Raw genomic sequence first — 13792 nt, forward strand, 5'->3', positions numbered from 1 at the left:
CTAGTCTTTCGACATGCAGTTTAGATTCAACAGCATCAATTCACGCAGTGCTACTGAGAACTTAGCAAACTCATGAACAGAACCCACTTTGAATTCGTTTAGGATGCTTTCCCAACGATGTAGAGAAACAGAGTTACTTTCCATCCAGTCATCAAGCGCTTTAATCACATCGATGTCTGAAGCACAACCACAGTTAAGTACTTGGCCAGTTAACTGACGTTGCTGCCAATCCAGATCTTCTCTGAATGCTGCACGCGCCAGTGCTTGCCAGTTGTTATCTACAGCTTGTCCATTGATTTGCTTCAAGAACCAGTGCAATGACAAACGGTCGCCTAAATTGAAGTAAAGCTTAGACGCTTGTTGTACTGTTTTACCTGTTTCACGAGCCACTGTGGATATATCCAGTGCAGAGTACAGGCTAGACAAACGAGCCACTGAATTAGCCAGCTCAGCGTTTACACCTTGGTCAATCCATAGTTGAGCCATTGCTTGATGTTCTTCTACTTCTGATGCTACTAGGTTTTCATCAAGCTTCTCAGTAATCGCAACGACATCACCTTGGTAAAGCTCAATCAATGCATTCACTGACTGTTTACCGGTACGGTTTCTTAGCAACCAGCGTGCTAGACGGCGAAGTGTACGACGTACATGGTAAAGCAATTCGTATTGAGCTTCAGAACTTGAGATGTTGTCCAGTTCACGAATGCTCTTCAATACCTTACCCAGACCGTAGATTTCACGTGATGCCGCGTAAGCATTCGCAATATCAACAATGTTAGCGCCCGTCTCTTCTTGCAAGCGAGTCACGAAGTTGCAGCCCATCTCGTTAACCATTTGGTTAGCAAGCGCAGTCGCAATGATCTCTGCACGAAGTGGATGGTTATCCATGTGCTGAGAGTAGTTACGGCGTAACTCTGTTGGGAAGTATTGCATCAGTTGTTGAGCATGGAACTCATCATTCGCAATATCATCACTCACAAGATCTTCTTTTAGAACCATTTTACCGTAAGCGATCAATACTGATAGTTCAGGTCTTGTTAGTGCTTGGCCTTGCTTCTCACGCTCTAGCAGCGTTTCGTCATCTGGGATGTATTCCAAACCACGGTCTAAGTACCCTGCTTTTTCCATTGTGTGGATAAAGCGGATTTGCTCTTTCACTAAGCCAACACCTTGATGCTCAGTAACAGAGATAGACTCAGCTTGGCAGTAAGCGTCGTCTAGTACGATTTCGCCTACTTCGTCTTCCATAGATTCAAGAACTTGGTTACGTTGTTTAACGGTTAGATCACCATTAGACACCAAGCCATTCAAGAAGATCTTAATGTTAACTTCGTTATCCGAGCAATCTACACCACCAACGTTATCTACAAAGTCAGTATTAACTCTACCGCCCGTTAGAGCGTATTCAATACGACCCAGTTGAGTCATACCCAAGTTACCGCCTTCACCAACAACCTTAGCTTTCAGATCACGGCCGTCGATACGTAGCACGTCATTTGCACGGTCACCCACATCGGTATGAGTCTCACTAGAAGACTTAACGTAAGTACCAATACCGCCGTTCCAAAGTAGATCAACTTTCATAGACAAGATCGCTTTGATCAAGTCGTTTGGTGCCATTGATGCTTTCTTGGTACCCAGCATTTTCTGAATTTCAGGTGTCAAAGAGATAGACTTCGCTCGGCGAGAGAAGATGCCACCACCTTGAGAAATCAGGTCTTTATTGTAATCTTCCCAACTTGAACGAGGCAGATTAAACAGACGCTCACGCTCTACCCAGCTTGATGCTGATTCTGGATTCGGGTCAATGAAGATGTGCATGTGGTTAAACGCAGCTTGTAAGCGAATGTGCTTAGATAGCAGCATACCGTTACCAAATACGTCACCCGCCATATCACCCACACCAATTGCAGTGAAGTCAGTGCTTTGACAGTTGATACCCATTTCGCGGAAGTGACGTTTAACAGATTCCCAGCCACCTTTCGCCGTGATACCCATGGCTTTGTGGTCGTAACCGTTAGAGCCACCTGATGCAAACGCATCACCTAGCCAGAAGTTGTACTCTTCAGCTACTGAGTTCGCTAGATCTGAGAATGTCGCGGTGCCTTTATCGGCAGCAACAACCAAATACGGGTCATCTTCATCGTGACGAACAACGCTCTTAGGTGGGATAACCTCACCTTCAATGATGTTGTCTGATACGTCTAGCAATGCACGGATGAAGCGCTTGTAACAACGTTGACCTTCAGCAAAGATCTCGTCTCGGCCAGACATCATGTGTTGACGCTTACAAACGAAACCACCTTTAGCGCCAACCGGTACGATAACCGTGTTCTTAACTTGTTGCGCTTTAACTAGGCCTAGAATCTCAGTACGGAAATCCTCTTGACGGTCTGACCAACGTAAACCACCACGTGCTACTTTACCGCCACGTAGATGCACACCTTCAATGTCTGGTGCGTAAACGAAGATCTCAAACGCTGGAACTGGCGCTGGGATATCTGGAATCTCGCTCGGTCTCATTTTCAGAGCCAACCAAGGTTTAGACTGCTTGTTTTCGTCTACTTGGTAGTAGTTAGTACGAAGCGTTGCAGTGATCATTTCCATGTAGCGACGAATGATACGATCATCATCCAAGCTTTCTACATGATCTAATTGTTCAGTGATCTTCTTAATAAGATCTTGTTGGCCTTTTGCGCTGCCCTTTAGTTTCGGGTCAAAACGCTTGCCGAATAGGCTCACTAACCCTTTCGCTAACTCTGGGTAATGAGACAGTGTGTCTTCAATGTATTGTTGGCTGAATGGGAAACCCACTTGACGCATATAACGAGCATAAGCACGTAAGATTGAGATTTCACGACCAGAAAGACCAGCGCCAAGTACTAAGCGGTTGAAACCATCGCTATCTAGCTCACCCGCCCAAATTGCAGCAAAGGCTTGTTGGAAAAGATCGCGAGCTTCACGAAGATCAATGGTCTTATCGCTCTTGTGCAGCATAGAGAAATCAAGGATCCAATAGGTCACACCGTTGGTTTTACGCACTTCATATGGAGATTCACCGATAACGCGTAGGCCAAAGTTTTCAAGCATTGGCATCACATCAGAAAGGTGAATTGGCTCATCGCTGTGGTAGAACAACTTCAAACGAACGGCTTTTGAATCTGCTGCTTCTTCTTGAGGACGGTAGAAAAGCATACCCAGTTTGTTGTCTTCACTTAGCGCTTCTAAACGTTCGATGTCAGCAACAGCTGAACCTGGCATCATGTCTTCTTTGTACGAACGTGGGAACGCACGCATGTACTCTTTCGATAATGGAAGACCTTTGCTTTCACCGAAGTTTGCAATGATTGACTCAGACAGACGGTCATCCCACGTAGACGATACTTCCATTAAATTTTGCTCAATTGTTTTCACGTCCACATCCATGTTGTTGTTATCAACACGAACAATATAGTGCGTTCTTGCTAGCGGGCTTTCAGAGAAGTACGTTGTAAATTCAACCTCTTCTTCACAACCAAAGTACTGTTTTAAGATGCGCTGCGTTTGGCGACGAAGCTCTGTGTTGTAACGATCTTTTGTTACGTAAACCATGCAGCTAAAGAAACGACCAAACGGGTCTTTGCGAACAAACAAACGCAGAAGATCACGATCTTGCATTTGTACGACGCCCGTACCGACTTCTAGTAGCTCTTCTTCTCGAGCTTGCAGCAGTTCATCACGTGGGTAGTTTTCAAGAATGTTGTGCAGAGCTTTGTAAGAGTATGAACCTTCACGGTAACCACTCGCATCCAAGATACGCTCTACTTTCTCGCGAACAAGAGGAATCGTTTCTACGGTTTGGTTATAAACGGCAGATGTGTAAAGACCAGTAAAGCGGTGCTCACCAATGACCTTACCGTTCTTATCGAACTTCTTAATACCAATGTAATCGTTGTAAGCTGGGCGGTGAATGCGTGAAGCCGTGTTGCCCTTGGTTACGATAAGCACATAAGGCTTTTTCGCTTCAAGACGCGCCGAATCAGAAAACTCAGATAGCTTAACGTTACGTACACGATCTGAATTCGCAAACAAACCAAGACCTTGCTCCTTGGTCGGTTGCAGCTCAGTGTCGCCGTTAACTGAAACTAGGTCATATTCCTTATAACCCATGAATGTGAAGTTGTGTTCACCTAACCAACGAAGAAACGCCAACGTCTCATCAAAGCGCTGGCCGTCTACTGGAATGGTCTCTTTTTGCTGTTCAACTTGATTGGTCACTTCTTTAAGTTTTTCAACCATATTCAACCAATCGTTCACGACTAAGCTAGTGTCGGTAAAAATATCCAGCAGTTCCGTTTTAAGCGCTGTCATTTCAGCTTTGCTGCTAAGACGGTCAACTTCTATATGGAAAAGCGATTGGAATGCACCTTCGTTATTACTAACACCGACAACACTGCCCTTATCTGAGCGAGAGATTTGTGTTGGGTTATGAAGCATAAGGTGAGAAGAAAGGTCTAGGCGAGTCAGTGCCATTTTTACAGAATCAACAAGGAATGGGCTGTCTGGAACGACTATCTCAACGATAGTGTGAGTAGACTGCCAACCTTGACGACTTACCGTCGGGTTGAAAACGCGTACAGAGATTTCGTCGGCTTTCTTTTCATTGATGTGATGCCATAGGCTAACTACAGCACCATATAAATCGGATTCGTTTCTCTGAGTCAGATCGTCGTGAGAAACGTTACTAAACAAGTGTTGAGCAAGTTGAGTTACGAGAGGTCGATGAGCAAGGTCAAGTTTGTCTTGAATCAGCTTGTAAACTTTTTCAAGTAAAACTGGAACCACAGTTTCACGTGCGGTCATAGTCACACTCCACAATTAGAATTATATTTTATTATTAGGGGGATCACTTAATCTGGTGTTTGAAACGTGCCGTAGAGCGCTTTTCTACTAACGAGTTAAGCAAAGGTAATGCATTCATTTATTGTAAAAGCATTATTGAAAAATAGTTAATTGTTTTAGAGGTGGTAAGAGGTGAAATGTTTGATTATGTGATTAAGATTCCTTTTAACTCACTAGGCACGCCAAGGTTTACAGAGCTTCTAACTTAATAAACTTATTTTTTTGGTCAGTTGTCAGCCTAAACTGCCCTCTAACCCCTATTTGTGTAAGAAATGGTCTGAACCGAGTTGCAGGTAACTGTAAGCGTAAACCTGTTGTTGTTATCACTTGAACTTTACTTGCCGCACCAGAATAGCTGGCCAAAAACTGCTGATATGAGATGTTAAGTTGGAAAATATAGCGATTCATACGATACCTGTATAAATATACAGTGCCAGTGTTTTTTGGCACTTAACGATGTCTGACTGTGAAACTGAGCTTGAAACTGCTCTAGCTTATCGAAAATTCGATGTACCAGAAACAAAAAATCAGTGGCAGATATTCTCTACCACTGATGACCTTTCGTTATAGCAAACAGTTAGCTGAATGAGCGCGAACTTAAGCTTCTAGTGCTTTCGTCACTTTCTCAAATAAGTCTTTTGCTAGGTTGTCCATGTTCTTTAACGTCTCTAGTTCTTTTTTGATAAGAGCTTGGCGTTCATAATCGTACTTACGGAACTTAAGTAGTGGGTCAATCAAACGTGAAGCCACTTGCGGGTTACTACTGTTTAGCTCACGTAAGATCTCGCCAGCAAATGCATAGCCTTGACCAGACTTGTCGTGGAATTGAACCGGGTTCATGTTTAAGAATGAACCGACCAAGTTACGTGTACGGTTCGGGTTCTTCAAACTGAACGCTTGGTGCGACATCGACGCTTTGATCACTTCAAGGGCGTTTGAACTTGGGTTTGTACCTTGCAATGCAAACCACTTATCCATAACAAGACCATCGTGTTTCCACTTGTCACTGTAATCCGCCATCAAGGTTTCACGACATGCGAGTTGCGCACTGTTTGCCGCACCCATTGCTGCCATGGTATCTGTCATGTTGTTTGCTTGCTGGTACATTGCAACAACCAAGTCATTACCCTGCTCAGTATGAGCTAAGTAACTTAGGCAAACTTTACGTAGAGTACGCTTACCAATCGAATCGTGATCGATCGTGTATTCCGTTAGTGCGTGGCTGTGATAAACCGCCGCTAACTCGTCTTCAAGTTCTGCAGCTAGCGTTACTTTCATTGAGTTAAGAACCGATGCGACCGCATCAATATCAACACGCTCATACCAACCCGATACTTCATTGTGGCTTGGTAGAGAAAGCATTTCTGCAATAAACGCAGGCTCTAGTGAATCACTCAGCAGTACACCACGGAATGCATCAACAACAGAATCAGAAAGCTCAAACGCTTGACCCTGTTGAACTTTCTCAACGTTACTGCGGATGTACTTCGCTAATAGCATTTGACCCGCATCCCAACGAGAGAATTCATTGCGAGCATTCACCATCAAGAAGATCAGTTCTTCATCTGAATAGTCGTATTCCAATTTCACTGGCGCAGAAAATTCACGAAGTAATGATGGGATCGGTTGCTCAGAAACGTTTTCAAACACGAACGTTTGCTCTGCTTCTTTCACATCTAATACATTATGAACTGGCTTACCGTGACATTGTAACTCAACAACTTCACCCGCAGCTGTGTATAACTCGATATCAAGAGGAATATGCAGAGCCTGCTTTTCCGTTTGCTCATGAGTTGGCGCTGTTACTTGGCGAGTTGTTAATGTGTATTGTTTCTTCTCTGCGTCGTAGTGGCTTTTAACAGACAGCGTCGGTGTGCCAGACTGGCTGTACCATAAGCGGAACTGAGATAGGTCGACGCCCGACGCATCTTCCATTGCCGCGACGAAGTCTTCACATGTTGCAGCCGTACCATCGTGACGTTCAAAGTAAAGCTTCATTCCTTTTTGGAAACCGTCTTCACCCAACAATGTGTGGATCATTCGGATCACTTCACTGCCCTTTTCGTACACAGTCAATGTGTAGAAGTTATTCATTTCTATCACTTTTTCTGGACGAATTGGGTGAGACATTGGACTTGCGTCTTCAGCGAATTGCGGCCCGCGAATAATACGAACATTGTTGATGCGGTTTACTGCGCGAGAGCCAAGATCAGATGAGAACTCTTGGTCACGGAATACGGTTAAGCCTTCTTTCAAGCTTAGTTGAAACCAATCACGACAAGTCACTCGGTTACCGGTCCAGTTATGGAAATATTCGTGACCGATTACCGCTTCGATGCCTAGGTAATCGGTATCCGTAGCAGTTTGGTCGTTCGCGAGAACAAACTTAGAGTTGAATACGTTCAGACCTTTGTTTTCCATCGCACCCATGTTGAAGAAATCAACGGCTACAATCATGTAGATGTCTAAGTCGTACTCTAAGTTGAAACGCTCTTCGTCCCACTTCATTGAGTTAATCAAAGAAACCATCGCGTGGTTAGCTCTGTCTAGGTTGCCTTTGTCGACAAAGATTTCTAGGTCAACTTTACGACCCGATTGCGTAGTGTAAGCATCACGAAGTACATCAAAGTCACCAGCAACAAGTGCAAACAAGTAAGCAGGTTTTGGGTGTGGGTCTTGCCACTTCACCCAATGACGACCATTTTCAGCTTCGCCTTCATCAACACGGTTACCATTACTTAACAAGAATGGATTTTCTGCTTTGTCCGCGATAACCGTTGTGGTGAATTTTGCCAAGACGTCTGGGCGATCCATGTAGTAAGTGATACGACGGAAACCTTCCGCTTCACATTGCGTACAGAAAGCACCACCTGATTTGTACAGGCCTTCAAGTGCACTGTTCCCTTCAGGATCAACTTCAGTCACGATCGTTAATGTGAATTCTTGTGGTAAATCGTTCAGTGTCAGTTGAGTTTCAGACTGTTCATATTGAGTCCACTCTTTACCTTCTACCAAAACAGAAACCAGCTTCAAGCCTTCACCATCAAGTACTAAGGTCGAGCTATCTTTCTCTTGCTTAACACTAGACACCGCCGTAATGATGGATGCTGAATCGTACAAATCGAAGGTAAGATCGATTTCAGAAATAGTGTGAGATGGTGATTGATAATCTTTACGATACTTGGCTTGAGGTGTATGTGCCATGACGGGTTCCTTTTGATCGTTATACGTAATTATTTGTTAACTGTATATATCTAAAGGTTGAGCGCCAAGAACACAAGGGGAATATTAAAAAAAGGAGGCATTGTAGGAAAATGCCTCCATGTTTTGCTATTTTATCAATCAAATCAGAAAGGAACGGCTAAGAAATGAACTGTGTGCCATATTTTCAACGAACCGATTTTATGGCTAAAACTCGTAGTTAACGTATGCGATTAAGCACCGCGAACATGTCTCCCTCTTCACCTTGAAGCGTCAAAACATCACTATTCAATGTGTAACGAGTGCCGTGCTCACCGTTCTCATAAAGCAGCACTAATTGGTCGCCCTCGGTGTAATACACACCACGACGAATGACTTCACCCCCTTCTTCATCGGACACTCGGAACATGAAGATAAAATCAGGTTGAAGCACTAAATCCATTTTTTGAATATTACTTGCACGCAAATCGCTTCCGGAAAGTTCGGCGCTTGACCAAATTCCAGCCAGGGCGTTGGGCAAGGCTTTGGTGAACATAACACCGTTAAGATTCAGCATATTGTGATTACTGCTATACGCGTAAACCTGAGGCTCAGAAGTATTCAAACCCAAAATAATGGTGTCTTCATTGGCGTTATACAAACCTTCCCAATGATCCACACTGTAGTCTTTCTTTTGGATATCGATAGTGAATGAGTAATTTGAATCGAGTGTGAGCTTAATTGCTCTAAAGTTTTCAGTACCTTGCTCAGGATCTGGATTCATCAAATACCAATCGCCAAGCAACAGAGGAAGGTCAAAATGAGATAGATTACTATCACTTTTTGATTGTTGGCTGCTCGAAGCGACCTCGCTCCCAAAAGCAACAAAACTTAAACAAGATAAAATTAGTAGAATCCATTTCATACGCGCCCCCTCATTTTCTTTAAGCTTAGGCACGTAATGATTAGAAAGCGAAAAAATATGATCTAAGTCACTAAATTTTAAGTGCGAAGTAACTTAAGTGTCATTATTCAACGCAAAACAGAGCTAAATCACCCTAACTATTGAGTGTTCCTTACGACAATCTCAACGGATACAATCAGATATTCCTGTCAAATCATAGACACAAAAAAAGCGAGCCTAGGCTCGCTTTTGAATTGTGTACCTTTAAACAATCACCTTTTAACAGGCGTTTGCTCTATTTCTTGATCATATCAAGCATGATTGCAACAGACTCATCAAGATAAGCATCCGGGGCTTCATAGTCTTTAGGAATATCATCCAACGTTTTAAACACCTCTAACTTAGCGGCTTTTTGACGTTGATTGATACGATCTAGACGAAGCGCATCCGCATCATCGCTCTCTTGCTGACGTACCTTTTCATTCAAAGAAAGGTCGTTATCGTCTTTATCTGCCTTATATTTTTCAATATCTTGCGCGATAAAGCCAAATTCCATATCTGTCGCAATACGAGCTTGGTGTTGAGCTGTTAAAGCAGCAATTTGCTCATCGTTACGCTGTAACACTGAGTAGTTTGCTTTATCAATGCTGTCCCAAGGTAGAGCATTGTCTTCAACACTTTCACCAGTATCTGCTGGGTCAATTGGCGTTGGGTAAGCAATATCAGGTACTACACCTTTGTTTTGCGTACTGCCACCATTGATTCGGTAGAATTTCTGGATTGTGTATTGAACATAGCCCAACTCTTTGTCGAACAAATCATAAATATGATTCAAAGAACGATGCTGTTGTACCGTACCTTTACCGAAAGAGTTTTCACCTAGGATGATTGCACGACCGTAATCCTGCATCGCTGCTGCAAAGATCTCAGATGCCGAAGCACTGTAGCGATTCACCAATACCGTTAACGGACCTTGGTAACTGATTTCACCATCAGTATCACTGTTCACTTTGACACGACCGTAACTATCACGAACCTGAACAACAGGCCCCTCTTTGATAAATAAACCAGAGAGTTCGGTTGCTTCCGTTAGTGCACCACCACCGTTGTTTCGCAAATCAACAATAATACCTTCAACACCTTGCTCTTTAAGCTCGGTGATCAGTTTATCGGTATCTTTAGAAAGACCAACATAGAAACTTGGTACTTCGAGTACACCAATCTTCTTGCCATCTTTCTCGATAATTTCTGATTTAACAGCGCGGTCTTCTAAACGAATCTTATCGCGAATAATTGTGACAACGTGACTTTTTACATCTTTACCGTCTGGCAAGATCTGTAGCTTAACTTTAGTCCCTTTCGGTCCTTTAATTAATTGCACTACATCGTCTAAACGCCAGCCGATAACATCAACAATCTCTTCGCCATCTTGACCAACGCCAACAATACGGTCGCCATCGCTCAATTGTTTGCTATTTGACGCGGGGCCACCAGCAACTAAAGATCGAATAACGGTGTAGTCGTCTGTCATCTGAAGTACAGCGCCAATACCTTCTAGAGATAGATTCATCTCAGATTGGAATTGTTCTGCATTTCTTGGAGAAAGGTAACTTGTGTGCGGATCAACTTCACGCGCAAATGCGTTCATGTAGATTTGGAAAGCATCTTCATTATGCGATTGCGTAATACGCTTCATCGCATTGTTGTAACGCTTTTCCAAAACTTCTTGAATCTCTGGCCACTCTTTGCCAGTAAGTTTTAGATTCAACGCATCGTATTTAACGCGTTTTCTCCAAAGCTCATTCACTTCAGCGATATCTTTTGGCCATTCAGCTTCACTACGATTGAGTTCAATACTTTCATCGGTATCAAACTTAATCTCTGTATCTAGCAAAGACAATGCATATTGAAAACGTTCAAAACGCTTCTGCATAGACAAATTATAAACATCGAATGCAATCTGGTTATTGCCTGCTTTCAGTTGATCATCAATTTGTGTAGATGACGCAGCGAAAGAGTCAATATCAGCTTGAGTGAAGATATTACGATTATAATCCAGCATCTCTAAGTAACGATTAAAGATAGCTTGAGAGAAATCATCGTTGAGATTGAAGTGTTTATAGTGAGAACGAGTAAATCGAGAAGTAACACGTTTACTAGCAGTTTCGTGTTGGACCTCAGGAGCGAGTAGAGGTAAATCGTCCTGATCTAATTTGGCTTCAAGAGCCTGAGCTGAAGCTGCTAGCCAAAAGCTAGCAGCAATCAGTGTCAATTTTGAACGGCATTTCATGCGTAGGAGTATCTCCTTTAAGCGCGCAAGTGCTCCGCTTTAACAACCATTTGTAGGCCGTTTGCTAACTGAACACGCACATCTTCCTTATTGATTTCAACAATGGTCGCAGCCATGTTTCCTTTACCCATGTTCACATTTACTTCTTTGCCAGCGATGAATTCGTCAGCGTTCAAAGCGCGTGTTTCTACAGGCTTTTCTACTTTTGGTGCTTTAGGCGCTTGACGACGAGGCTGTTGAGCTTTCTTCGCCTTAGGTTTCGCTTTGCCTTCTTCACGAGCTTTTTGTGCTTGTTCTTTACGACGAGCCTGAACTTTCGCTTTGCTTTCTGCAAGTGTAGCTTTAGCGTGTTCAACGTGCTCTTCTTCTAGTGTGCCACACGCGTTGCCGTCTAGGTCAACACGCTCTGCGCCAGCTTTTACGCCGTGCAGGTAACGCCATGATGATGTGTACTGTCTTAACGCTGCACGAAGCTGAGTCTTACTTACTTTTTCGTCTTCATTTAGACGTTCAGCAAGATCTTGAAAAATACCAATTTTAAGTGGCTTCGCTTCACCTTCTAGAGTAAAGCATTTAGGGAAACATTCAGCAATATATGCGATAACTTCTTTGCTGTTTTTTAACTTTTCAGTGTTTTCCATGTGGGTTCCTGGTTTTTGCGGTTTTCCGCGAGCATTAAGAAAATATTTTTACGTATTATAGAGAGATGCTTGGGAAAAACCACAGTAAGAGAATAATTTATGCCTTGTTCGCGTGCGAATTAAGCAGCTTTTCCACTTCTGCCATGAAAAATGTTAATCCGTCCTCGTCAATTTGAGAAAAACGGCCAACATTTGGGCTATCGATATCAAGAACACCCGCGATTTTTCCGCCAATCGAGAACGGAATAACGATTTCTGAGTTACTTGCAGCGTCACAAGCGATGTGACCTTCGAACTCATGAACATCATGAATGCGCTGAACTGTATTCGTCGCAACCGCAGTTCCACACACACCACGCCCTACTGGAATTCGCACACAAGCAGGTTGACCTTGGAAAGGACCCAGTACAAGTTCGTCTTTTTCCTTAGCTTGGTCCTGCTTCATTAAATAGAAACCCGCCCAATTCAAGTCATCCAATTCCATGAATAATAATGAACTGATATTAGCAAGATTAGCAGTTAGATCGGTTTCTGATTCAATTAATGCAACGGCTTGTTTGGTTAAGCGTTGGTAATGTTCTATTTTCATATTAACTTCCAATTAAATTGAGACTTCCATTATCAAGAGAACGCAGTAGAATGCGGCCATCAAACTAAATAGGACTTATTCTCATTACAATGAACAATTCAGAAGACACTATTAGCCGTTCTTGGTTAATAACTCAAGTAAAAAAACACAAGTCCAAATTACTGTTTGCTAACATTATTGCCATATTTGCAACTCTCATTAGTGTCCCTATCCCGTTGCTCATGCCATTAATGGTTGATGAAGTATTACTTGATAAGCCCGCTTCAGGCTTAGAGATGATGAACCACCTACTTCCATCTTCATTACAAACACCGACTGGCTATATAGCACTAACTTTGTTGTTAGTGATTATCATGCGCTCCGTTAGCCAAGCGCTGAACATTCTGCAAGGGCGTCAGTTTACGCTTGTGTCCAAAACAATTACCTATCAAATGCGCAGCAAGATGATAGATAAGCTTGGCCGCATCAGTATTCGACAATACGAAACCAAAGGCAGCGGCGGTATCAACGCCCACCTAATAACAGACATAGAGACAATAGATAAGTTCATTGGCTCGACTCTTTCTAAATTTATCATCAGCTTCCTGACCGTGTTCGGGACAGCGATCGTGCTGTTGTGGTTAGAGTGGCGTTTAGGATTGTTCATTTTACTGGTCAATCCTGTTGTAATTTATTTCTCCCGTAAACTAGGTAGCAGGGTCAAACACCTTAAGAAGTACGAAAACCAATCTTTCGAGCGCTTTCAAAACCGTTTGGTGGAAACCTTAGACGGCATTTACCAACTGCGTGCGGCGAATAAAGAACGCATTTTTCTCGACGAACTTAAGGTTCAAGCTAACCAAGTAAGAATCGATGCAGACAAATACGCTTGGCAATCTGAAGCTGCTGGCCGTGTTTCGTTTCTACTCTTCTTATTAGGTTTCGAGCTTTTCCGTGCCGTCGCTATGCTAATGGTGTTATTCAGTGACTTAACCATTGGTCAGATTTTCGCAGTATTTGGCTACTTGTGGTTCATGTTAGGCCCGGTTCAAGAGCTGCTAGGGATTCAATTCTCTTGGTATAGCGCGAAAGCGGCACTGCAACGAATCAACGATCTTCTTCAGTTAGAAGAAGAGAAGCGCCCTATTAGTAAAGTGAACCCATTTACTGAAGATCAAGAAGTGACAGTCGACATCGAAGACGTTACATTCTCTTACACATTGGAAAACACTGTTTTAAATAGGCTATCGCTGCACATCCCTGCAGGTAAAAAAGTCGCTTTGGTCGGTGCGAGTGGCGGGGGTAAATCTACGTTAATCCAGTTGCTG

General features: G+C 43.1%; 8 protein-coding genes. 1 reads left to right on the forward strand and 7 read right to left on the reverse strand.

The annotated features are described in order from the left end of the window. The 7 genes from IQQ51_RS08000 to IQQ51_RS08030 form a co-directional block, all read right to left on the reverse strand. A complete protein-coding gene (locus IQQ51_RS08000) occupies positions 1 to 4842 on the reverse strand; it encodes an NAD-glutamate dehydrogenase (protein WP_193840776.1) in 4842 nt (1613 codons plus the stop codon). Positions 4843 to 5070: 228 nt separating this feature from the next. After that, positions 5071 to 5289, reverse strand: coding sequence for a DUF2835 domain-containing protein (locus tag IQQ51_RS08005; RefSeq protein ID WP_004733645.1), 219 nt, complete (start codon positions 5287 to 5289; stop codon positions 5071 to 5073). Between the two features lie 189 nt (positions 5290 to 5478). Next, entirely contained in the window at positions 5479 to 8085 is a 2607-nt protein-coding gene (gene pepN / locus IQQ51_RS08010) for an aminopeptidase N (RefSeq protein WP_193840777.1), read from the reverse strand. A gap of 217 nt (positions 8086 to 8302) precedes the next feature. Further along, positions 8303 to 8986: a hypothetical protein gene (locus IQQ51_RS08015; protein ID WP_019823244.1), complete on the reverse strand. Its 684-nt coding sequence runs from the start codon at positions 8984 to 8986 to the stop codon at positions 8303 to 8305. Between the two features lie 274 nt (positions 8987 to 9260). After that, positions 9261 to 11255, reverse strand: a complete 1995-nt coding sequence (gene prc, locus IQQ51_RS08020) for a carboxy terminal-processing peptidase (RefSeq protein ID WP_193840778.1) — start codon at positions 11253 to 11255, stop codon at positions 9261 to 9263. A gap of 17 nt (positions 11256 to 11272) precedes the next feature. Next, positions 11273 to 11896 carry an RNA chaperone ProQ gene (gene proQ / locus IQQ51_RS08025; protein WP_017057223.1) on the reverse strand — a complete coding sequence of 208 codons (624 nt, stop codon included), beginning with the start codon at positions 11894 to 11896 and terminating at the stop codon, positions 11273 to 11275. 97 nt (positions 11897 to 11993) lie between these two features. Next, positions 11994 to 12485 (reverse strand): GAF domain-containing protein, encoded by a 492-nt coding sequence (locus tag IQQ51_RS08030; protein ID WP_017630025.1) that lies wholly within the window; start codon positions 12483 to 12485, stop codon positions 11994 to 11996. Between the two features lie 89 nt (positions 12486 to 12574). Here IQQ51_RS08030 and IQQ51_RS08035 point away from each other — a divergent pair. Then, positions 12575 to 13792 (forward strand): ABC transporter transmembrane domain-containing protein (locus tag IQQ51_RS08035; RefSeq protein WP_228012741.1); only part of this gene is annotated, 1218 nt, incomplete at its 3' end.

Source organism: Vibrio sp. OPT18, assembly GCF_015163615.1.
Lineage (GTDB): Bacteria > Pseudomonadota > Gammaproteobacteria > Enterobacterales > Vibrionaceae > Vibrio > Vibrio coralliirubri.